The sequence below is a fragment of the Pseudomonas sp. RIT-PI-AD genome, from assembly GCF_025642785.1.
Lineage (GTDB): Bacteria > Pseudomonadota > Gammaproteobacteria > Pseudomonadales > Pseudomonadaceae > Pseudomonas_T.
On record NZ_JANZKU010000002.1, the window covers coordinates 265914 to 287678 of the forward strand.

At 68.4% G+C, this 21765-nt stretch carries 16 protein-coding genes; 7 read left to right on the forward strand and 9 right to left on the reverse strand.

Features of this window, described 5'->3' with window-relative positions:
• Positions 1–28: 28 nt before the first annotated feature.
• Positions 29–1189 carry a PLP-dependent aspartate aminotransferase family protein gene (locus OGL92_RS02965; protein WP_263140182.1) on the reverse strand — a complete coding sequence of 387 codons (1161 nt, stop codon included), beginning with the start codon at positions 1187–1189 and terminating at the stop codon, positions 29–31.
• Entirely contained in the window at positions 1186–2247 is a 1062-nt protein-coding gene (locus OGL92_RS02970) for a PLP-dependent cysteine synthase family protein (protein WP_263140185.1), read from the reverse strand. The genes OGL92_RS02965 and OGL92_RS02970 overlap by 4 nt, the downstream gene beginning before the upstream one ends.
• A 232-nt stretch (positions 2248–2479) precedes the next feature.
• On the opposite strand from OGL92_RS02970, the gene OGL92_RS02975 reads away from it, so the two are divergent.
• A complete protein-coding gene (locus OGL92_RS02975; protein WP_263140193.1) occupies positions 2480–2938 on the forward strand; it encodes an Lrp/AsnC family transcriptional regulator in 459 nt (152 codons plus the stop codon).
• 236 nt (positions 2939–3174) lie between these two features.
• Here OGL92_RS02975 and OGL92_RS02980 read toward each other — a convergent pair whose 3' ends face one another.
• The 6 genes from OGL92_RS02980 to OGL92_RS03005 form a co-directional block, all read right to left on the reverse strand.
• On the reverse strand, positions 3175–4467 hold the full coding sequence (locus OGL92_RS02980) for an SLC13 family permease (RefSeq protein WP_263140205.1): 1293 nt from the start codon (positions 4465–4467) through the stop codon (positions 3175–3177).
• A 211-nt stretch (positions 4468–4678) separates the two neighbouring features.
• On the reverse strand, positions 4679–7756 hold the full coding sequence (locus tag OGL92_RS02985) for an error-prone DNA polymerase (protein ID WP_263140208.1): 3078 nt from the start codon (positions 7754–7756) through the stop codon (positions 4679–4681).
• A complete protein-coding gene (locus OGL92_RS02990) occupies positions 7753–9168 on the reverse strand; it encodes a DNA polymerase Y family protein (RefSeq protein ID WP_263140212.1) in 1416 nt (471 codons plus the stop codon). The genes OGL92_RS02985 and OGL92_RS02990 overlap by 4 nt, the downstream gene beginning before the upstream one ends.
• Positions 9169–9174: 6 nt before the next feature.
• Positions 9175–9789 carry a translesion DNA synthesis-associated protein ImuA gene (gene imuA / locus OGL92_RS02995; RefSeq protein WP_263140273.1) on the reverse strand — a complete coding sequence of 205 codons (615 nt, stop codon included), beginning with the start codon at positions 9787–9789 and terminating at the stop codon, positions 9175–9177.
• Between the two features lie 727 nt (positions 9790–10516).
• Complete coding sequence (locus OGL92_RS03000; protein WP_263140213.1) at positions 10517–10741, reverse strand: DUF2188 domain-containing protein; 225 nt, start codon at positions 10739–10741, stop codon at positions 10517–10519.
• Between the two features lie 106 nt (positions 10742–10847).
• The gene (locus OGL92_RS03005) at positions 10848–12281 is read right to left on the reverse strand and encodes a PLP-dependent aminotransferase family protein (RefSeq protein WP_263140215.1); all 1434 of its coding nucleotides are present in this window, start codon (positions 12279–12281) and stop codon (positions 10848–10850) included.
• A 172-nt stretch (positions 12282–12453) separates the two neighbouring features.
• Here OGL92_RS03005 and OGL92_RS03010 point away from each other — a divergent pair, with 172 nt between their 5' ends.
• From OGL92_RS03010 to OGL92_RS03020, 3 genes are all read left to right on the forward strand, one after another.
• Complete coding sequence (locus OGL92_RS03010; RefSeq protein ID WP_263140217.1) at positions 12454–13227, forward strand: class II aldolase/adducin family protein; 774 nt, start codon at positions 12454–12456, stop codon at positions 13225–13227.
• A 131-nt stretch (positions 13228–13358) separates the two neighbouring features.
• Positions 13359–14387: an ABC transporter substrate-binding protein gene (locus tag OGL92_RS03015; protein WP_263140220.1), complete on the forward strand. Its 1029-nt coding sequence runs from the start codon at positions 13359–13361 to the stop codon at positions 14385–14387.
• A 253-nt stretch (positions 14388–14640) separates the two neighbouring features.
• On the forward strand, positions 14641–15744 hold the full coding sequence (locus OGL92_RS03020; RefSeq protein WP_263140223.1) for an alpha/beta hydrolase: 1104 nt from the start codon (positions 14641–14643) through the stop codon (positions 15742–15744).
• 78 nt (positions 15745–15822) lie between these two features.
• Here OGL92_RS03020 and OGL92_RS03025 read toward each other — a convergent pair whose 3' ends face one another.
• The gene (locus OGL92_RS03025) at positions 15823–17139 is read right to left on the reverse strand and encodes a PAS domain-containing methyl-accepting chemotaxis protein (RefSeq protein WP_263140225.1); all 1317 of its coding nucleotides are present in this window, start codon (positions 17137–17139) and stop codon (positions 15823–15825) included.
• Between the two features lie 567 nt (positions 17140–17706).
• Between OGL92_RS03025 and OGL92_RS03030 the strand changes: the two genes are divergently transcribed.
• From OGL92_RS03030 to OGL92_RS03040, 3 genes are all read left to right on the forward strand, one after another.
• A complete protein-coding gene (locus OGL92_RS03030) occupies positions 17707–18213 on the forward strand; it encodes a sigma-70 family RNA polymerase sigma factor (RefSeq protein ID WP_263140226.1) in 507 nt (168 codons plus the stop codon).
• Positions 18210–19166 (forward strand): FecR family protein, encoded by a 957-nt coding sequence (locus OGL92_RS03035; RefSeq protein ID WP_263140229.1) that lies wholly within the window; start codon positions 18210–18212, stop codon positions 19164–19166. Before OGL92_RS03030 ends, OGL92_RS03035 begins: the two co-directional genes overlap by 4 nt.
• 124 nt (positions 19167–19290) lie before the next feature.
• Positions 19291–21735 (forward strand): TonB-dependent receptor, encoded by a 2445-nt coding sequence (locus tag OGL92_RS03040; RefSeq protein WP_276583692.1) that lies wholly within the window; start codon positions 19291–19293, stop codon positions 21733–21735.
• The last annotated feature ends 30 nt before the right edge of the window (positions 21736–21765 follow it).

The following is a 21765-nucleotide window of genomic DNA, read 5'->3' on the forward strand; positions in this document are numbered from 1 at the left end:
CCGCGCGGGAGCGGCCGCGGGCCTCCGACTAGGGAAGCGAAGCCAGGGCCTGGTCGAGATCGGCCATCAGGTCTTCCACGTGCTCGACCCCCACCGACAGCCGCAGCAGGTTCTCGCCGATGCCCATGGCCGCCTTCTGCTCGTGGCTCAGGGAGCAGTGCGACATGCTGTAGGAATGGTTGATCATGCTTTCCACGCCGCCCAGGGAATCGGCCAGGACGAAGATCGACAGGCGTTCGATCAAGGCCGAGACGGCCGCGCGATCCGCGTTCACTTTCAGCGAGACCACCGCCCCGCCGCTGCGCATCTGGCGCTGGCAGAGGGCGAATTGCGGGTGGCTTTCCAGGCCGGGGTAGTAGACCTGCTCGACCCGCCCATGGCTTTCGAGGAAGCGCGCCAGGCGCAGGGCATTGGCGCACTGCCGTTCCATGCGCACGTCCAGGGTCTTCAACCCGCGCAGCGCCAGGTAGCAATCGAAGGGCCCCTGGATCGCGCCCACCGCCATGCCCACCGCCCGCAGGCGCGCGAGCAGCGCCTCGTCGGCCGCCACCACCACGCCGCCGATCAGGTCGGAATGGCCGCCGATGTACTTGCTCGCCGAGTGCATCACCAGGTCCACGCCGAACTCGATGGGGCGCTGGTTCCAGGGCGAGCAGAAGGTGTTGTCGACGCAGGTGAGGATGCCGTGGGCACGGGCGAACTCAGTCACCGGGGCGATATCCACCAGTTGCAGCAAGGGGTTGGTCGGCGTCTCGATCCAGATCAGCCGGGTGTTCTCGCGGCGGCTGTCGGCCAGGGCATCCAGGTCGTTGAGATCGACGTAGCTGGTGCTCAGCCCGGCACTGCGCCCGCGGTAATCCTCCAGCAGGCGGAAGGTACCGCCGTAGACGCCGGACATGACGATCACGTGGGAATCCTTCGGCAGCAGCTCCAGCACACTGGCGGTGGCGGCCATGCCGGAGGCGCAGGCCAGGGCGCCATGGCCGCCTTCCAGGGCGGCGATACAACTCTCGTAGGCGTGGCGGGTGGGGTTGGCCCCGCGGCTGTAGCTGTACTCCGGGTTGTCGTCCAGGCCACGCTTGACGAAGGAACTGGCGGTGACGATGGCCGGGAAGATCGCGTTTTCGGCGTAGGCCGCCTGCTCGCCCGCGTGGATCACGCGGGTGGAGAAATGCTTGCTCTGGGTCATGCTCGTCTCGGGGTGGGCTGGAAAAGAGGATCGAGTCGTTCGGCGTAGGGGGCGATATCGCCGATGTGCCGCGCCACCCAGTCGCGGTCGTAGTAAGTATCCAGATAACGCTCGCCGCTGTCGCACATCAAGGTGACGATCGAACCACGAATGCCGTGCGCCTGCATCTGCCGGGCGACCTGCAGCACGCCCCACAGGTTGGTCCCGGTGGAACCGCCGGCCCTGCGCCCGATCAGGCGTTCCAGCCAGTACAGGCAGGCGATGCTGGCGGCGTCGGGCACCTTGAGCATCTCGTCGATCACCTCCGGCAGGAAGGAGGGTTCCACCTGCGGCCGGCCGATGCCTTCGATGCGGCTGCACTGGACGCTGGTCAGGGAGCGATCGGCGCGATGGAAGCTGTCGTAGAACACCGAATGCTCGGGGTCGACCGCCACCATCCGGGTGGCGAAGCCGCGGTAGCGGATATAGCGGCCCAGGGTCGCGGTGGTGCCGCCGGTGCCGGCGCCCATGACGATGGCGTGGGGCAGCGGGTGCGGCTCCTCGCTCATCTGGCGAAAGATGCTCTCGGCGATATTGTTGTTGCCGCGCCAGTCGGTGGCCCGCTCGGCATAGGTGAACTGATCCATGTAGTGGCCGTCGCTTTCCCGCGCCAGGCGCTGCGCGTGGGCATAGACCTCAGCGCCGTGGTCGACGAAGTGGCAGCGCCCGCCGAGCAGTTCGATCTGCTCGATCTTCTTGCTTGCGGTGCTGCGCGGCATCACCGCGGTGAACGGCAAGCCGAGCAGCTTGGCGAAATAGGCCTCGGACACCGCCGTGCTGCCGGACGACGCCTCCACCACCGGCGTGCCTTCGCGCACCTTGCCGCTGCAGATGGCATGCAAGAACAGCGAGCGGGCCAGGCGATGCTTGAGGCTGCCGGTGGGATGGGTGCTTTCGTCCTTGAGGTAGACGTCGATACCCGGCAGGCCGGGGATGTCCAGCTTGTGCAAATGGGTGTCGGACGAGCGCAACTGGTCGCTGGACAGCTTGCTCACGGCGGCGCGGAGCCAGGCGTTCATCGGCGAGCCTCCCGCCCGCGGGCCGCGGAGGGGCGCCGGCCCGGCCGCTGCAGGTCATGCCGCGAGAGACGCGGCGGCGGCGCGGGACGGAAAAGCAAGGACGGGAACATGCGCGTTTCTTCGTGGAAAGGACGGAAAAATATTACGGCCTGAATCCGAGAAAATTATTTTCAATTTTCTCCATTTGGCGCTATTGAGTAGAAAATTTTTCCCAAATGACAACGGTACGTGTATGGATCATTTCGACCGCCACATTCTCTCGCTGCTCCAGCGGGACGCCTCCCTGCCGCTCAAGGACCTCGCCGAAGCGGTCAACCTGTCCACCACGCCCTGCTGGAAACGGGTGAAGAAACTCGAGGAAGAAGGCTATATCCGCGCCCGCGTGGCCCTGGTGGACCCGGCGCGCCTGGGCCTCGGACTGTCGGTGTTCGTCCAGCTCAAGACCCAGCGCCACGATAGCCTCTGGCTGGAGAAATTCGCCGCCATCGTCGTGCAGTTCGAGGAAGTCCTGGAGTTCTACCGCATGGCCGGCGAATGGGACTACATGCTGCGCGTGCTGGTCAGCGACATCAGCGCCTACGACCGCTTCTACAAGAAGTTGATCACCAGCACCGACGGCCTGACCGACATCACTTCCAGCTTCGCCATGGAGCAGATCAAGTACACCACCGCGCTGCCGTTGCCGCGCTGAGCCGGACGCCCGGCGCGCCGGGCCCGGGCGTCGACCAGGTCGTGCAGGGCAGGAAGCGGGTGACCTGGGGATCGTCCGTTCACCGCCATGGGGTCATCCTGGCCGGCCTCCTCCAGGGGACGGATCCGCACGCATGGGGTGAACCGCGTGGAAAACCCGGATAGCGAGATCGAGGCCCCTCCTCCAGTGAAGCCAACGGCCCTACGCGTGGACCTTCGGCGCTGGGCGAGCGCCGCTCAAAGCTGGCCCATCAGGCGGAACCAGAGGTAATCCAGCGGCAGCAGGACCAGGAAGGTCACGCCGGCCAGGACCAGGCTCAGGCGTAGGGCGGCGGCGAAGGGTATCCGGCCCATGCCCATGGCGACCACGATGGGCGAGGCCTGGTAGGGCAATAACGGCGTGGAGAAGCCGATCACCTGGATCATCAGGACGCTGAGCAAGGGCAGGCCGGAGGCGCTGGCCAGGGAGTGGGCCAAGGGCGTGAACAGCGCGGGCACGCCATTGGCGGTGACGACGAAACCGAGCAGCACCGCGACACCGGTGATGGCCGCGAAGCTGCCCAACGGGCCGATCGCCCCCAGGGGCAGGACGTGCAGCAGGGCCTGACCGATCGCCTCGCCGAGCCCGCTTTGTGCGACCAGGGCGGCGAGGCCGAGGATGGCCGCCACGTAGAGCGCGGTGCGGTGATTCACCTCCTTGCCGAACTCCTCGCCGCTGACGAAGCCGATCCGCGGCAACAGGCAGATGCAGGCGGCGCCCAGGCCGACCCAGGCGGGCGAGATGCCGTGCAGGGCGTCGGTGAACCAAAGCCCGAGGGTGACCGCCAGCAGGAGCGCCAGCCGCTTTTCGTCGGCACTCAGGGGTTGCGCGGCCTCGGCCTCCACCCTGCCCTCCAGGCGATCCCGGAACAACCCGCAGACGCAGGCGCCCAGGGCGACGCCCTTGAGCAGGCCGAGCACCGGCAGATGCAGCAGCAGGTACGGCAGGTAGGCCAGGTGCAGGCCGTAGGAGGACTCGATGGCACCGGCCATCACCAGGTTGGGCACGTTGGCCGGCAGGATCGAGGCCGACAGCTGGAAGGTGCCGAACCCGACCGCCAGACCCAACCCGATGCGTCCGGGGCGACCCTCGCCGAGGCCGGTGCGGTCGGCCAGCGCCAGGACGATGGGCATCAGCAAGGCGATCCGGCCCATGTTCGAAGGCATCACGAACGCCAGGGCATAGGTCAGGCCGATCACCCCGAACACCAGGCGCGGGTAGGAGCCGGACAGTCCCGGCGCCAGCCAGCGCGCGCAGCGGTCGGCCAACCCGGTCTTGCGGATGGCGATGCCGATGACGTAACCGCTGAGCACCAGCCAGAAGGCCGACGAGGCGAAGCCGGAGAAAATCAGCGCGGCGGGCGCGACCTTCAGGACCATGGCGAGGGTGAAGAACAGCAACGCGGTGAGGTATTCGGGCAGGCGGGCGGTGGCCCAGAGACCGATGGTCGCGGCTACCAGGCCGGCCGTGAGCAGGAGCGATACATCCATGAAGATTCCTTATCCCTTCGGGCAGTTCGTTCGCGGCGGGCACGGGCGTCGCTCCCGGGGCAAACACAGCGGACGAGAGAAATACCTGCCCGCGGGCCCACAGACAAGCCTTTTACCGAGCGAAGCCTCATTTGCGGCTCCACGCACGGCACCCTGCCGCGCCTCAGGCCGGTCCCGCGCCCCGCGGCCGCGCCCGCCGATGACGCGCGCGTCAGTGGAAATCCCGGCTGCGTATGTCCAGGCCGGTCAACATCGGGGTGAGGTCATGCAGGCGCCCGGCGATCAGGTGCCGCACCTCGCCTTGCGTTTCCAGGCGCCCATCCACCTGCAACAGCCGCGCGCCCACCAATACCCGCCGCTGCCGCTCGGCCAGGTCGTGCCAGACGATTACGTTGACCATCCCGTACTCGTCCTCCAGGGTCACGAAGATCACCCCGCTGGCGGTCTGCGGCCGTTGCCGGCCGATCACCAGGCCGGCGACGCTCACCGGCCGGCCGTGCTCGACCCCCGCCAACTCCCGCGAATGACGACAGCGGCGGCTGCGCAGGTCTTCGCGCAACATTGCCAGCGGATGCGGGCCGAGGGTGGTGCCCAGGGTGGCGTAGTCGGCGTGCAGGTCCTCGCCCGGGGTCGGCCGCGGCAACTCCACCGGGGGTTCGTCCCCGGCCGGCAAGCCGGCGAACAGCGGGTACTGGGTCTCGATCCCGGCCACCGCCCAGCGCGCCCGATGCCGATGCCCGGCGAGCCCCTGCAGGGCGCCGGCATCGGCGAGCCGCTCCAGCGCGCGGGCCTCCAGGGCGGCGCGGACGCCCAGCTCGGCCACCTCGGCGAAGGCGCCGGCGGCCCTGGCGCGTTCGATACGCCGGGCGTCGGCCTCGGCGAATCCGGCGATCATCCGCAGCCCCAGGCGGATCGCCGGCTGCCCCGCTCCGTCGCCTTCGAGGCTGCAATCCCAGTCGCTGTGGCGCACGTCGACCGGCAGGGTCCGGATGCCGTGGCGACGGGCGTCCTGCAGCACCTGGTCGGGGCTGTAGAAGCCCATCGGCCAACTGTTGATCAGGGCACAGGCGTAGGCGGCCGGCTCGTGGCATTTCAGCCAGCAACTGGCGTAGGTCAGCAGGGCGAAGCTGGCGGCATGGGATTCGGGGAACCCGTAGCTGCCGAAGCCCTTGATCTGCTCGAAGATGCGCAGGGCGAAATCGGCGCTGTAGCCGTTCTTCAGCATGCCCTCGGTGAGACGCCGGCGATGGGGCTCCAGGCCGCCGTGACGCTTCCAGGCCGCCATGGAACGGCGCAACTGGTCGGCCTCCCCCGGCGAATAATCGGCGGCGACGATGGCCAGTTGCATCACCTGCTCCTGGAACAGCGGCACGCCGAGGGTGCGCTTGAACACCTTCTCCAGTCCCTCGGGATAGGTCACCTTTTCGTCCCCGTTACGCCGGCGCAGGTAGGGATGGACCATGTCGCCCTGGATCGGCCCCGGGCGGACGATGGCCACCTCGATGACCAGGTCGTAGAAGGTCTTCGGGCGCAGCCGCGGGAGCATGGCCATCTGCGCCCGCGACTCGATCTGGAAAACCCCCAGGGTATCGGCGCGGGCGATCATCGCGTAGGTCGCCGGGTCCTCCTGGGGCACCGTGGCCAGGGTGAGATGCCGCCCCCGATAGCGGCTCAGCAGGTCGAAGCAACGGCGCAACGCGCTGAGCATGCCCAGGGCGAGGATGTCCACCTTGAGCAGGCCGACCAGGTCGAGGTCGTCCTTGTCCCACTGGATCAGGGTGCGCCCCGGCATGGCCGCGTTCTCCACCGGTACCAGCGTATCCAGCGCCTGTTCGGAGATGACGAAACCGCCGGGGTGCTGCGACAGGTGCCGGGGGAAGCCGATCAGCTCGCCGGTGAGCGCCAGGACCCGACGCAACACCGGGCTGTCCGGGTCGAAACCGCTTTCCCGCAGCCGCTCGACGCCTGGCGGACCGCTGCTCCAGTGCCCGCAGCAACCGGCCAGGGCGTCGACCTGGTCGGGCGGCAGGCCGAGGGCCTTGGCCAGGTCGCGCACCGCGCCGGCGCCGTGGTAGGTGCTGGCCACCGCGGTGAGCGCCGCCCGGTTGCGGCCGTAGCGTTCGAATACGTACTGAATGACCTCTTCGCGGCGCTCGTGCTCGAAGTCCACGTCGATGTCCGGTGGCTCGTTGCGCTCCTTGGAGAGGAAGCGTTCGAACAGCAGGTCCACCCGCGCCGGGTCCAGTTCGGTGATGCCGAGGGCGAAGCACACCACCGAGTTGGCCGCCGAGCCACGCCCCTGGCAAAGGATGTGCTTGCGACGGGCGAACGCGACGATGTCGTGAACGGTAAGGAAATAGCTCTCGTAGCCCAGGTCCTCGATCAGGCCCAGCTCCTTCTCGATCTGTGCCTGGGTTCCCGGGGGAATCTCCTTCGGCCAGCGCAGGCGGGCCCCGGCGTCGACCAGATGGCGCAGCCAGGTGGTCGCCGTATGGCCGGCGGGCACCAGCTCGTGGGGATATTGGTAGCGCAACTGGTCGAGGTCGAAGGTGCAACGCCGGGCGATGGCCAGGGTTTCCGCCAATAGCGACGCCGGGTAGAGATCGGCCAGGGCCGCGCACGGGCGCAGATGCCGCTCGCCGTTGCCGAACAGGTACGCCCCCGCCTCGGCCACCGGCAGGTGGTGGCGGATCGCGGTCATGCAGTCCTGCAGGGCGCGACGCCCGCGCGCGTGCATGTGCACGTCTCCCGCGGCCACCAGCGGCAGGCCCAGGGCGGCGGCCTGGGCCTGGAGCCGCCGCAGCCGGGTGGCGTCGTCCGGCCCACGGTGCAGCTCGACCGCCAGCCAGACGCGCCCGGGGAAGCGCTCGCGCAGCCAGCGCCCCTCGCGCGCCGGATCCTCGCCCGGCTGCGGCACCCAGAGCGCCAGCAGACCATCCAGCGCTTCGTCGAAATCCTCGCGCAACGACCGGTACTCGCCTTTCGCGGCCCGGCGGCGGGCCAGGGTGATCAGCCGGCACAGCCGCTGGTAGCCGGCCAGGTCTTCCACCAGCAGGACCAGCTTGGGACCCTCTTCGAGGCGGATTTCGCTGCCGACGATCAGCGGCAGCCCGGTATCGCGGGACGCCTGCCAGGCGCGCACGATGCCGGCCAGGGAACACTCGTCGGTGATCGCCAGGGCCTGGTAGCCGTGGCGTGTGGCCCGTTCGAAGAGTTCGCGGGCGCTGGACGCGCCCCGCTGGAAACTGAAATTCGACAGGCAGTGCAATTCGGCGTAGCCCGGGCTCATGCGAACCACCCGTGGAGCAGCAACGGCCCGTCCACCCCGACCGGGCGGAAGGCCCAGCCCCGTTGTCCGCCGCGGGTTTCCACCAGGTAGTAATCGCGCCGCACGTCGGCGCCATCCCACCAGCCGGACTCGATGCGTTCGGGCCCGGCGAGCACCCGCAGGGAAGCCTCGCGCAGCGCCACCGGCTCCGGCAGTAGCCAGCCGGGCCGCGGCGTGGCGGGCGGCAGCGGGCTTGCCTTGGGGGCCGATTCCGCCCGCCAGGCCGCTTCCGGGCGGTGGTCCGCGCGGGCGCTCAGGCCATGCACCGCGTCATCGCCGAGGCGGGCGCGCAAGCGCTCGCGCAGTTGCTCCCAGGGCAGGCTCTGCTGGGGCCGCTCGTCGAACAGTTGGCGGTGCTCGGGCACGAAGGCCGGCAGGTCGCGCGCCAGCAGGCGCATCGCCTGTACCGGTGCCGGCACCTGTTGCCGCTCCAGACGGCCACGGGCCAGTTCGAAGAGCAGCGCCGGGTCGCGCTCGGCGCCCAGCAGGCCGACCGGCACCTGAGTCTCGCCGCCGCCACGGTGCTCCAAATGCAGGGTGAAGCGCTGCACCCCGCTGTCGCGGCCGGCGAGAAAGGCCGCCAGGTCGGCGGTCAGCCGGCGCAGGGGAAACAGCAGGGCCTGGTGCGATTCCACCTCGAAATTCAGTTCCAGGCGCCCGGCGAACTCATCCGGCGGCACGTAGCATTCGAGGGCCAGCGGGCGCTCGCCGAGCAGGGTATCCAGGTGCTGCAGCAGGTGCGCGGGGAAGCGCCGCGCCAGGGTCGCCCGGGGCAGCGCCAGCACCTGCCCCAGCACACGCAGGCCCATGCGCGCGAAGGCCGTGGCCACCTGGGGCTCGAGGCCGAGCCGGTCCACCGGCATTCGCTCCAGGGCCTCACGCAAGGCTTCGGCGGACAGGACCGCCAGGCCGTCGTGGACGTTGGCCAGGGCCCGCGCCGCCGCCGGGTTCGGCGCCACCACCAGGCGGTGACGGAAACCGAGGGCCGCCAGCTCGTCGCGCAGGCGCGCCTCGAAACGCGGCCAGGGGCCGAACAGCGCAAGGCTGGAGTGGATTTCCAGCAGCAGCGCGCGCGGGTAGCGCAGGCTCACCTGGGAGCTGAAGCGATAGGCCCAGGCGGCGAGGAACTGCTGCCAGCGCTCGATTTCCGCCGGATCCTGCTCGACGCTGGCGAAGGCGCGGGTCAAGGCATGGGCGGCCGCCAGGGATTGGCCACGGCGCAGGCCGAGCGCCCGCGCCGCCGGGTTCAACGCCTGGATCACCCGGTGCTGCGGGCTGCCGCTGAGCAGGACCAGAGGTGCCTCGGGGTCGGCAAGCCGGCGCGACACCGCATCCAGCGCCAGTTGCGGCAAGACGATACAGGCCCAGAGCATCGCCCTTCACCCCGCCGCCAAGGGGATCGCCTGGCCGGGCGCGAGCCCGCCGCGGCACTTGAGCACACGCAACTGGCGCGGCTGCGCATCGACGGCGATACGCAGCGCGGCCGGCGAAGGATTGAAGGCGTCGCGGGCCGGGCGGAAGGCGAAGGCCAGGGTCTGTCCGCTCTCGGCGGCCACCTGCAGGCGGCGCAGGGCACGGTCGTCGGCCTGCGGCGGCCAGCAGAGCACGGCGCCGCAGCTCCCCGAACGCAGGCATTGCTCGGCCGCCCACAGCGCATCGCGCCCGCGGGCCTCCACCACCGCCAGTTCGCGCAGGTCGATCCCGGCGGCCAGCCAGGCCGGCGCATAGGGGATGAAGGGCGGCGCCACCAGCACCACCCGCTCCGCCGCCCGGGTCAGGCGCGCCAGGGTCGGCCAGAGCAGGCTCAGTTCGCCAAGGCCCTCGGCGGGCACCAGCAGCTCGGTAAGGGCGGCTTCCGGCCAGCCACCGCTCGGCAGGGCCGCATCCAGCCCGGCATGGCCGCTCGGCTGGAGGCCGGCGGGCTTCTCGGTCGGGCGGCCTTTCCACACCCGGCGCGCATCCAGCAGCGTATCCAGGGCAACCACCGCGCCGATCATCGCCCTGCCCTCAAACGTCGCCCACGGCGAGGGGATAAACCCCACCGGCCAGGTGCTGCGGCCCCGGGTGCCAACCACGGGCTCGGGGGCGAAAAGGACGGATAGAAAAGGTAAGTCTTCATACTGTATATAATTACAGTACAGCGTAGCGATTGGCCAGCTGTCCTGACGAAACGCCCTGCCCCCGCGCGGCGCGCTCTTGCCGCACAGGCCGAAACCGTTATTGAAGGCAAGGCTATCGGTGCCACGCGCGACGCCGCGCTTGTATATCGACGATCCGAGGAAGACGACCGGACATGGCCATCGCCTCATGCTCCAGGCCGCCAATCCCAACCCGCATCGATAACGGCCCGTGTATCGGCCATTCGCGCATGAAGACGCGCCGGTCGGGTTTCGAGAGGACGATGAGTCCGGGCGGCGCCCAGGCACGGGCGACCTATTCGAGCCCGTGGGGATAACCCACCGATGCCAAGGGCGCCTTCCGCAGGTGAAACACCGATGAAGGAGACCACGACGGCGACCCACCGCTCACGAGGCCAAGGCCCCGCAGGCGATGTGGGCGAGATCGGTGTCAGGGCTCGAACCGGGCGCCGAGCCCAGGTCAGCCAGGCGGGCTCTCAGTGCTGAAACATGCTCGCCCGGGCCAGCGAACGGCCCGGCGAGGGCCGGGCGTCACTGTCTCGAAAGTCCCTGAGCAGGCTTTCGAGGCTGCCGATAGAGGCTATCAGCCTTGGCTGCGCCTTGGATCGGCGCTCCGTGGGTAAGTGCGTTCTTCCTGGATGGTGCCGTCTTCCTTGTGGATTTTCACCGAAGCGGTCTTGCCGTCCATGTAGCTGGCAGTGAGTTCGAGGATTTCGTTCTTGGTGTCGGCGAGCTTGGACGCGCGTGCAGCGCCCACTTTGCGCAGTTCCCAGCCTTTGTCCACTTTACTGATGTGGTAGCTATCCATAGGAGTCTCCTGTCAGGGCCGCAGTTGGGGAAGCGGGCAGCCTTCGACTACCCGGCCCTTGTTACGACCGCCTCCACGGGCGAAACGATCCCCTGGGTTCCAAGGCTCAGTCCTGGGCTGGCTCGAGGCCGTGGGCGTCGGCCTGGCGTTCCAGGAAGCGGTAGAGGCGGTCGTCCAGGGAATGCGCGACGTTGAAGCGCAGCCAGGGTATGGGGCGGGCGTCGGGCATGAACAATTGCCCGGGGGCCAGCAGGATCTTCTCCGCCTTGGCGCGGGTGGCCAGCAGCGTGGCGTCGTCCATCAGCCGGTGGCGGGCCCAGAGGAACAGGCCGGCGCGCGGCTCCAGGTAGATTTCCATGCCGACGTTCTCCAGCCGGCGGGCCACCGCCTCGTGGGCCTGGGACAGGTTGTCCTGCAGCTGCTTCACATGCTTGCGGTGGCGTCCCTGCAAGAGGATGTCCAGGGCCAGTTCCTCGGTGATCTCCGAACTGGTCAGGCCGCTGGCCATCTTCAGCGGCACCAGTTCGTCGATCAGCTCGCGGTGGGCGGCGATGAAGCCCACGCGCAGGGCCGGCGCGATGGCCTTGGACAAACTGCCGATGTAGATCACCCGGGACAATTGGTCCATGCCGGCCAGGGCCTGCTGGCCGCTGGGGTCGAGGTCGGCGTAGATATCGTTCTCGACGATCAGGAAGTCGTGCTTCTCGGCCAATTGCAGCAGCCGATGGGCCACCGCCAGGGACAGGCTGGTCCCGGTCGGGCATTGCAGGCGCGCATTGGTGAAGAACACCTTGGGCCGGTGCCGGACGAGGGCCGCCTCCAGGGCGGCGAGGTCGAGGCCGTCGCGGGTCCGCGGCACCCCCACCAGGTTGGCGCCCTGCAAGCGCAGGTTGAGGAACAGGTTGTGGTAGCCGGGCTCGTCCACCAGCACGGTGTCGCCGTGCCCGACCAGGTAGCGCGACACCAGGTCCAGGGCCTGGCTGGCGCCGCTGGTCAGCAGGATGTGTTCCGCGCTGGCGACGATCTGCGCCGCCGCCAGCTTGTCCGCCAGCTTGCCACGCAGGCGCTCGTTGCCCTTGGTGTGGCCGTAGCCGGAAAAGCCACTGGGGTCGCCGCGGCCGAGCGCGCGCAACCCGCGTTGCAGGCCATCGTGATCGGTCCACGCGTGGGGCAGCAGGCCGACGCCGGGCCGCAACTCCATGCCCAGGGGCTGGAACACCTTGTGCAGCAGCAACTGGGCATCGAAGTCGAATTCGCTGCCGGCCGTGGCGTCCACCGCCGCGACCGGGGCAGGCGCCTCGCCGGCCTGCCCGCGCACATAGAAGCCGGCGTTGCGCACCGGCGTCAGGTGACCGAGCGCCACCAGCCGGTCGTAGGCCTCGACCACGGTGAAATGACTGACCCCATGGGTCTGGGCGAACTTGCGGATCGACGGCAACTTGCTGCCGGGGCGCAATCTTTGCTCGGCGATCGCCCGACCGATGCCGGAGACGATCTGGCTGACCAGGGGGGCTTCCGAATCGGAATCCAGGAACAACATGGGGTGCATCCATCCAGACCAGGGTTAAAGGCATCTGTATCGGTGAAAACACCATAACAGCCATGCCGGTGCGGAGCCGTCCCTGTGCATGGTGGCTCGCGGCACGCTGCGCCAAGCTCGCGACAAACCGAACCGTTCCCTCGGCGGAACACAGCCTCGATAAGGACGTGCCATGCACGAGACAGCTTATAACATCGACCGCGCGAGCATCTCCCCCGAAGAGTGGAGCACCCGCTGCGACCTGGCCGCGCTTTATCGGCTGGTGGCGCATTTCCGCATGACCGACCTGATCGACACGCACATCTCGGCGCGGGTGCCCGGCGAGGAAGGCCACTTCCTGATCAACCGCTACGGCGTGCTGTTCCACGAAATGCGCGCCTCCGACCTGGTCAAAGTCGACCATGACGGCCAGGTGGTCGACCCGCGCCTGGGCCCGGACAGCGTCAACCGCGCCGGCTTCAACATCCATTCGGCGATCCATGCCGCGCGCGCCGACGTCCATTGCGTGGTGCACACCCACACCTCCGCCGGGATCGCCGTTTCCGCCCAGGAGGACGGGCTGCTGCCGATCAGCCAGCACGCGCTCAAGTACTACCGGCGGCTGGCCTATCACGACTACGAAGGCATCGCCCTCGACCCTTCCGAGCGCGCCCGCCTAGTGCGCGACCTCGGCACCCACCAGGCGATGATCCTGCGCAACCACGGCCTGCTCGCGGTCGGCGGCTCCATCGCCGAGGCGTTCAACCAGATCTATTTCCTCGAGCGCGCCTGCCAGGCCCAGGTACAGGCCCTGGCGGGCGGACAGAAGCTGCGCTTTCCGAGCGAAGAGGTCTGCGAACTCACCGCCCGGCAATCGGCCGACGAACTGGAGCGCGACCTGCATTTCCTCGCCTGGAACTCGGTGCTGCGGCTGATCGCCGATGCCGAGGGCGACTACCGTACGTGAACCCTTCCGGCCGACCCGCAGGATAGCGGGGCCGGACGATCGACAGGCCAAGAGCCCGGAGCCGGACGCTCGACCTACCCTCGCGTGAGACGTGATTGAAATCTGCCAACAATGATTACTAAGAGGTGGACATGAAGAACAGAACGATCGGAGCGATGCTCCTCAGCGCACTGGCATCCCACGCGATGGCCAGCGATATCACCGTCATTTCCTTCGGCGGCACCAGCAAGGACGTGCAGACCGAAGCCTTCTACGCACCCTTCGAGAAGGCCACCGGCAACAAGGTCCTGGCCGGCGAGTACAACGGCGAGATGGGCAAGATCAAGGCCATGGTCGACACCCAGAGCGTCACCTGGGACGTGGTCCAGGTGGAAGGTCCGGAACTGCTGCGCGGCTGCGAGGAAGGCCTGTTCGAGCAACTGGACGGTGCGAAGATCGGCACGCCGGCCGACTTCGTGCCGGGCACCCTGTCGGAATGCGGCGCCGGCCTGCTGGTGTGGTCCATGGCCATGGCCTACAACGGCGACAAGCTGAAAAGCGCGCCGACCGGCTGGGCGGACTTCTGGGACACCCGCAAGTACCCGGGCAAGCGCGGCCTGCGCAAAGGGGCCAAGTACACCCTGGAAATCGCCCTGATGGCCGACGGCGTGCCCTACGCCGACCTGTACAAGGTGCTCTCCACCCAGCAGGGCGTGGATCGCGCCTTCCACAAGCTGGACGAGGTGAAACAGAACATCCAGTGGTGGGAATCCGGCGCGCAACCGATGCAGTTCCTCGCCAGCGGCGACGTGGTGATGAGCACGGCGTTCAACGGCCGGGTCTTCGCCGCCCAGCAGGAAGGCGCCAACATGCAGATCGTCTGGAACGGCAGCATCTACGCCATCGACTCCTGGGCGATTCCCAAGGGCAGCAAGAACAAGGCGGTCGCCGAGCAGTTCATCGCCTACTCGCTGCGCCCGGAGAACCAGAAGCTCCACACCGAGCGGCTGGCCTACGGCTCGACCAACCTGAACACCGTGTCCCATCTCGACCCCGCCCTGGCCGCCCGCCTGAACACCGCGCCGGACAACCTGGCGCAGGCGGTACCGATCGACAACGGCTTCTGGGTCGAGCACGGCGAGGAACTGGAGCAACGCTTCAACGCCTGGGTCGCCAAGTGACCGGAACGCGCCGATAGCGCCCAGCCGACTGGGTCGGCGCCGGGTACCGCAAAGTGCCCGGCGCTGGCGAATCGCCCAGGGCGCGCGCCCTCCGGGCCGCGGTTCGCATCCACCGCGGCGATCGCTGGAAAGCATTTCTGCGCGGCAGCCCTGTCCCCCTCTCGAGAGCCCCGTACACCCCTCGTCGAGAAGAGCAAACCAACTTCGGCCCCGCCTGGTCGCATTCTCTACCCTCCCCGACCAGGTATTCGATATGAAGCAACGTTCCTACCGGACCCAGGCCCTCTACGGGTTCGCCGTGCTCGGCCTGGGCACCGCCCTGCTGACGGCCTGTAGCCACTCGCCGGACAAACGCCCCGTGAGCGAAGAAGCGGTCAGCAACGCGAAGATGATGGTCCGCGCCGACCTGGACATGCAGGGTGTGCTGAACGCCTTCGCCAGCCTCGACCCGAAAGCCATCGAGAACATCACGCCGACCCAGGCGCGCCTGGAGCCCACCCTGGCCGACGCGGTGAAAAAAGTCCTGCGCGGCCAGGACAAGAGCACCGACCCCAGTGTGCTGGTGCCGGGCGTGACCAGCACCGATCGCAGCATCCCCGGCGCGGCCGGCCCGCTCCAGGCGCGTATCTACACGCCCCAGGGCCAGGGCCCCTTCCCGGTAGTGGTGTATTACCACGGCGGCGGCTGGGTGATCGCCGACCGCGAAGTCTACGACGCCGGTGCCCGTGGGCTGGCCAAGCAGGCCAATGCGGTGGTGGTTTCGGTGGACTACCGCCGTGCCCCGGAAAACAAATTCCCCGCCGCCCATGAGGATGCGCTGGCCGCCTATGCCTGGGTGAGCAAGCACGCGGAAAGCCTGAACGGCGACCCGACGCGCCTGGCCCTCGCCGGCGAGAGCGCCGGCGGCAACCTGGCCGTGGCGACCGCCATCGCCGCCCGCGACCAGAACATGACCCCGCCGCGCCATGTGCTCTCGGTGTACCCGGTGGCGCAGAACAGCACCAGCACGTCCAGCTACCAGAAATACGCCGACGCCAAGCCGCTCAACCGGCCGATGATGCTGTGGTTCATCGCCAACGCCACCCAGTCCGCGGCCGATCTCAAGGACCCGCGCATCGACCTGGTGGACGCGGACCTCAAGGGGTTGCCGCCGGTGACCATCATCAACGCGGAAATCGATCCGCTGGCCGAGGACGGCCGCATGCTGCAATCCGCCTTGGAGAACGCCGGGGTCAAGGTGGAGCGCAAGGTCTACGAGGGCGTCACCCATGAATTCTTCGGCGCCGCGGCCGTCGTCGACAAGGCGCGCCAGGCCCAGTTGTACGCCGGGCAGCGCCTGAAGGATTCGCTCAAGTAAGAAGGCATGCGTCCTTCTCCGCGCCCAGGCGCATCAAGAAGGACGCAGCGCTCATCGCGCCGATGCCTGGCGACCGGGTCAGGTGCTCAGGTGGCTGGCGAACTGACCCACGGCATTCACCACCTGTTTGGCGCCGTCCTGGATTTCCAGGATCTTCGAACCGGCTTCGTTGGCCAGGTCCAGCCCCGCCTCCGCCTGCCCCTTGCTGCTCGCCATGCTGCCCACCGCGGCCTGGGCCAACTGTTGGTTCTGCTGCACCACCCCGACGATTTCCTCCGTGGCCTGGCTGGTGCGTCCGGCCAGTTGGCGAACTTCGTCGGCCACCACGGCGAAACCCCTGCCCTGCTCGCCGGCCCGGGCGGCTTCGATGGCGGCGTTGAGGGCCAGGAGGTTGGTCTGTTCGGCGATCCCGTTGATGGTCTTGACGATGGAGCTGATGACCAGCGACTGCTTGCCCAGGGCCTCGATGCCGTTGGAAGCCTCCTGCAAATCCGAGGCGATCTGGCGCATCACGCTGACGGTCTGCTGCACCACCTCCGCGCCCTTCTGCGCGCTCACATCGGTTTGCAGGGAAATGTCGTAGGCGATGGCCGCGGCATCGGCCACGGCGCGTTCCTGATTGACCTGGTCGGTGACCACGGTGGCGAACTTGACCACCTTGTACAGCTCGCCACGGGGGTTGATGACCGGGTTGTAGGACGCTTCCAGCCAGACGTCGCGTCCGGCGCTGTCGATCCGCTTGAAGCGACTGGCCACGTATTCCCCCCGATTCAGTCGCTGCCAGAACTCGGCGTACTCGGCCGAGTTGTAGTCCTCCGGGGTGCAGAAGATGCGGTGATGCTTGCCCTTGACCTGCTCCAGCGTGTAGCCCATCGAGCGCAGGAAGATATCGTTGGCCTTGAGCACCTCGCCGTTCAGATTGAACTCGATGACCGCGGTGGAGCGCAGCAACGCCTTGATGAAGCTCTCGTGTTCGGTGGCGTTTTCCACGGTTTCGGTGATGTCGGTGGCGAAACACACCGACTTGTAGACATCGCCGCGCTCGTCCTTCAGGGGCTGCCACACCGCGCGCAGCCAGGCTTCGCGCCCGTCCCCGCGCAGCAGACGGTAGTAGCCGCTGATATGGGCCCCGCGCTTGATGGCGGCCTTAAGGTCTTTGTAGCAGTCCAGCTTCTTCACGTAGTCGGCGATGATGTCATCCAGCGGCTTGCCTTCGAGCTGGCCGCGGGTATAGCGCATCGTGTCCAGGAACTTCTGGTTGACCCGCTCGATGCGCCCCTGCGCATCGATGGAAAGGGACAGGGTTTCCTCTTCCATGGCATTGAGCAATTGCCGGAACTCGGCATTCTCGGCATGCAGCCGAGCCAGCTCCTGCTTGAGATGCGTATTGAACATGTGCCACCTGCCGTCCGTTGATGATCCTGATCGTCTCGCCATCGTCCGATCCGCAAAACGGAACGACGGGACGTACTGACCGGTCTTGTCCTTCCGCTGAATCGGCCGGCACCCAGGGCGAATCGCTGAGCGGGCCGGCGACCCCTTTCCCCATTAAAGATGGCGGGGTCGAAACCGCAAGAGACAGGCGTCGGGTCGGTCCGCGGCCGCATCACCTGCCGCGCTCGACAGGGGAAGCGCGAAGGTCCTAATGCGCCCTGTGCGACGAACCCGCCTCGCCAGGGTTTGCCCGAGGGGTTGGCGCCTAACCCCTGGCCTTCGCCGATCCATTCGCACTCGGACCGGCCGCGCTTGCGCCGCAACGGACCCAGGGCAGCCATGCCACGGGCCTGTGGCGGGAAGACGCACGGGCCTTTCGCCCCCCATTGCCGAGCGCATGCGGCCCGCCGCCAAGACCCGGCCTTCGCTCGGCGAGGTGCTTGTGGGGCATCGGTCGCGACCGGTATGATGAGACTCATTCTCACATAGAAGATTGGCGCCGGACGCCAACTCGCATCAGGGGCACCCATGTCTGCTGCCGACAGTTCCCTCCAGGACGCGGTGCGTCTGCTCTATCGCGACCATCACGGCTGGCTCCATGGATGGCTCAGGAGGCGCCTGGGCTGCGCCGACAACGCGGCGGATCTCGCCCAGGACACCTTCGCCCGCCTGTTGGCCTCGCGGCGGGTGCTCGATGCCCGCGAGCCGCGCGCCTACCTGACCACCGTGGCCAGGGGACTGATGATCAACTGGTACCAGCGGCAATCGCTGGAGCGCGCCTACCTGGAAACCCTGGCCGCGTTGCCGGAGGCGGTCATGCCGCCGCCGGAACAGAAACTGATCATCCTCGAAACCCTTCACGAGATAGACAGCCTGCTGGCCAGCCTGCCGGACAAGGCGCGTCGAGCCTTCCTGCTGTCGCAGATCGAGGGCCTCGGGTATGGGGAAATCGCCCAGCGCCTGGGCGTTTCCCTGGGCTCGGTCAAACGCTACATGCAGCAGGCGTTTCGCCGCTGCCTCGAGTCGATGGCGTGACCCGGGCGATGGCCGACGAGCCTATTCCCGCCGCGATCCTCGACGAGGCCGCTGCCTGGCTGGCACACCGCTACAGCGGCGAGCACGGCGCCGTCGACGAGCGCGCCTGCGCGGAGTGGCGCCAGCGCAGCCGACAGCATGCGCTGGCCTGGGAACGCGCCGAACGCCTGCTGGAGCGGCTGGGCAGCCTGCCACCCGAATTGAGCCTGCCGGTGCTCGGCCGGGAACGGCAGCCGGACCGTCGCCGCGCGCTCAAGCAACTGGCGGTGCTGCTGGGCGCCGCGCCCGTGGCCTGGGCCGCCTGGCGCGAGGAGCCCTGGCGGACGTGGACCGCCGACCAGCGCACCGCGGTGGGCGAGCAGCGGGAACTGCTGCTGCCCGGCGGCACCCGCTTGACCCTGAACACCGATACCGCCCTCGACCTGCACCCGCTTGCGGCGGACCTGCGGATATGCCTGCTGCGCGGGGAAGTCCTGGTCGAGACGGCGCCAGGCTCCGCCCTGCCCATCCGCCTGACATCCGCCGAGGGGGCGGTCCGCGCCTCGGACGCACGCTTCAGCCTCCGCCAGGAAGACGGCCGGACCGGCTTCGCGGTGATCGCCGGCGCGCTCGAAATCGCTCCCGCCCAGGGCGCCGTGGTCATGCTCCGCGGCGGCCAGGGCGGAACCTTCGACCGTACGGGGATAGGCCATCGCGCGGAGGTGGATGCCAGCGCGGTCGCCTGGACCCGCGGCATGCTGATGGCGGATCGCATGCGCCTGGTCGATTTCGCCGAGGAAATCGCGCGCTACCACCGCGGCATCGTGCGGTGCGATCCGGCCATCCGCGACCTGCGCGTATCCGGCGCCTATCCGCTGCGGGATCGCGGGCGAACCCTGGCGATGCTGCAGGCGACTTACCCGGTGGTGGCCAGCACCCACACCGGCTATTGGGTCACGCTGTCGCCGGCCTAGCGCGGCCTGCGGGCTGTCATGCGTAATTTTTTGCATCCGGGGTGAGACCTTTTTGCATTTCGCCTGGCAAGGGAGGTGAAACCCTCACTCGCCATGGCCGCCCGGCCATCAAGGAACTTCTGCAATGATCGCCGTTCCAGCCGCCCCTTCCGCCTCCCGTTTTCCGCTTCGCTTGCCCGGTCCCACGCTGAGGCTGGCCGTGCATACGGCCCTGCTGGCCCTGGCCCTGGGCGGCGCGGGGCAACTGGCCCAGGCGGCCGGAGCCGCCACCGACGGCAGCCTGCGGAACTACGCGATCCCTTCCGGGCCACTGGGGCGGACCCTGGCGGCCTTCGCCAGCGAGACCGGGGTTGCGCTGTCCTTCGATCCCGCGCTCACCGAAGGCCTGCAAAGCCCCGGCCTGAATGGACGCTACGCCTCCGACGACGCGTTGCGCCGCCTGCTCGAGGGCAGCCACCTGCAACTGCAGCCGCGCGCGGACGGCAGCTACACCCTGGCGCCAGCCGCGCCGGACGGGGCACTGGAAGTGCCGGGCACGCTGGTCACCAGCCAGGGGGGTGGCGCCGGCGAGCTGCCGGCGGACTATGCCGGTGGTCAGGTGGCCCGCGGCAGCCGCCTCGGCGTGCTGGGCAATACCGACATGATGGACACCCCGTTCAGCACGACCAGCTACACCGCGCAGACCATCGAACAGCAGCAGGCGCGCAGCGTCGCCGACCTGCTGGAGGCCAACGACCCCTCGGTCCGCGTGGTGGGCGGCCGCGGCGACATCGTCGACACCTACACCATTCGCGGCTTCGCCGTTAACAACCAGGATATCGCCCTGAATGGCCAATACGGCGTCCTGCCCTACTGGCGGGTGCCGATCGAGTTCGCCGAGCGGGTCGAGTTGCTCAAGGGCCCGAGCGCGCTGCTGAGCGGGATGTCGCCGGGCGGCAGCGTGGGCGGCACGGTCAACGTGGTGCCCAAGCGTGCCGCCGACGACCCGCTCACCCGGGTCAGCGTGGACTGGAGCCAGCGCACCCAGTTCGGCACCCACCTGGACGTGGGACGCCGCTTCGGCGCGGACAAGGCCTTCGGGGTGCGCTTCAACGGGGTCTACCGCAATGGCGACACCGCCCTCGAGCACCAGAGCCGGGAGTTCCCGCTGGCCTCGCTGGCGCTGGACTTCCGCAGCGACCGGTTGCGCCTGTCCACCGACCTCCTGTACCAGAAGGAAAGCCTGGAGGGCGTGGTGCGCCCGGTCCTCGTCGGCAGCGCCACCCGCCTGCCCAGCGCGCCGGACTCCGCCCGACGCTTCAGCCTGCGGGACTCCTACCTGGATCAGAAGGATCTGTCGCTGGTCACCCGGGCCGAATACGACCTGACCTCCGACCTCACCGCCTTCGCCAGCCTGGGCGGGCGCCAGAGCGACTATGAAACCATCGCCTCGAACGGCTTCCTGGTCGGCAACCAGGGCGACCTGGTGAACAGCCTGGCCCGCCAGCGATTCGACCGGCGCACCTACTCCGGTGAGGCCGGGATTCGCGGCAGCGCGTGGACCGGCGCGGTCAGGCACGACTGGACGTTGAGCGCGAACGCGCTGCACGAACGCGAGCGCATGGTGTACCTGTTCGACGGCATGCAGCCCGGCAACCTCTACCGGAGCGCCGAGCATACCGAGGTGCCCGACTACTCCGCCCTCGACGGGCGGATTCCGAAGACCGGGGAGACCGACCAGGGCGGGGTCGCGCTGGTGGACAAGCTGTCGTTCCTAGACGACCGCGTGCAAACCACGTTCGGCATACGGCGCCAGCAAATCCAGTCCGACACCTACAGCGCGGCGACCGGCGCCAGGACCGCCCGCTACGACGAATCGGTGTGGACGCCGATGGTGACGTTCCTGGTCAAGCCGCTGGACGACCTTTCGCTGTACGCGAACTATGTCCAAGGCCTGAGCCAGGGCCAGACGGCGCCGGTGGTCGCGGTGAACGCCGGGGAAACCCTGGCACCCTACAAGGCGAAGCAGTACGAGATCGGCGCCAAGTACGATTTCGGGCGCTTCGCCACCACGTTGAGCCTGTTCCAGATCGAGAAGCCCAATGCGATCACCGATGGCGACGGCTACTTCCGCGCCCGCGGCGAGCAGCGCAACCGTGGCCTGGAGCTCAGCCTGTTCGGCGAGGTCGCCGATGGACTACGGGCCATGGCCGGCGCCAGCTACATCGAGCCGGAGCAGAACAACACCGGCGTCGCCTCGAGCGAGGGCAAGGACGCGCCAGGCGTGGCCCGTCGCCAGGCGAACCTGGGCCTGGAGTGGGACGCGCCCTTCCTCGCCGGATTGACGCTCGACGGACGCTGGATCCACACCGGTAGGGCCTACCTGGATGCCGACAACCGGATCGAAGCGCCGCGCTGGAATCGCCTCGACCTGGGGGGCAGTTACCAGTTCCACGTGGCCGGCAGCCCCCTGGTGGCCCGCGCCAACCTGGAAAATGCCCTGGGCAAGGATTACTGGAGCGCTTCCAGCGGCTATGCGACCCTGAGCCTGCCGCGCACCCTATCGCTTTCCCTGACCGCCGATTTCTGAGCGCCGCCCCGCCTACCGGGCGGGCCCCGT

What these genes read in the sequence shown, in the direction of transcription:
- OGL92_RS02965 (WP_263140182.1), bottom strand. Translation starts at nt 1,189, where the DNA reads ATGACCCAGAGCAAGCATTTCTCCACCCGCGTGATCCACGCGGGCGAG.
- OGL92_RS02970 (WP_263140185.1), bottom strand. Translation starts at nt 2,247, where the DNA reads ATGAACGCCTGGCTCCGCGCCGCCGTGAGCAAGCTGTCCAGCGACCAG.
- OGL92_RS02975 (WP_263140193.1), top strand. Translation starts at nt 2,480, where the DNA reads ATGGATCATTTCGACCGCCACATTCTCTCGCTGCTCCAGCGGGACGCC.
- OGL92_RS02980 (WP_263140205.1), bottom strand. Translation starts at nt 4,467, where the DNA reads ATGGATGTATCGCTCCTGCTCACGGCCGGCCTGGTAGCCGCGACCATC.
- OGL92_RS02985 (WP_263140208.1), bottom strand. Translation starts at nt 7,756, where the DNA reads ATGAGCCCGGGCTACGCCGAATTGCACTGCCTGTCGAATTTCAGTTTC.
- OGL92_RS02990 (WP_263140212.1), bottom strand. Translation starts at nt 9,168, where the DNA reads ATGCTCTGGGCCTGTATCGTCTTGCCGCAACTGGCGCTGGATGCGGTG.
- OGL92_RS03000 (WP_263140213.1), bottom strand. Translation starts at nt 10,741, where the DNA reads ATGGATAGCTACCACATCAGTAAAGTGGACAAAGGCTGGGAACTGCGC.
- OGL92_RS03005 (WP_263140215.1), bottom strand. Translation starts at nt 12,281, where the DNA reads ATGTTGTTCCTGGATTCCGATTCGGAAGCCCCCCTGGTCAGCCAGATC.
- OGL92_RS03010 (WP_263140217.1), top strand. Translation starts at nt 12,454, where the DNA reads ATGCACGAGACAGCTTATAACATCGACCGCGCGAGCATCTCCCCCGAA.
- OGL92_RS03015 (WP_263140220.1), top strand. Translation starts at nt 13,359, where the DNA reads ATGAAGAACAGAACGATCGGAGCGATGCTCCTCAGCGCACTGGCATCC.
- OGL92_RS03020 (WP_263140223.1), top strand. Translation starts at nt 14,641, where the DNA reads ATGAAGCAACGTTCCTACCGGACCCAGGCCCTCTACGGGTTCGCCGTG.
- OGL92_RS03025 (WP_263140225.1), bottom strand. Translation starts at nt 17,139, where the DNA reads ATGTTCAATACGCATCTCAAGCAGGAGCTGGCTCGGCTGCATGCCGAG.
- OGL92_RS03030 (WP_263140226.1), top strand. Translation starts at nt 17,707, where the DNA reads ATGTCTGCTGCCGACAGTTCCCTCCAGGACGCGGTGCGTCTGCTCTAT.
- OGL92_RS03040 (WP_276583692.1), top strand. Translation starts at nt 19,291, where the DNA reads ATGATCGCCGTTCCAGCCGCCCCTTCCGCCTCCCGTTTTCCGCTTCGC.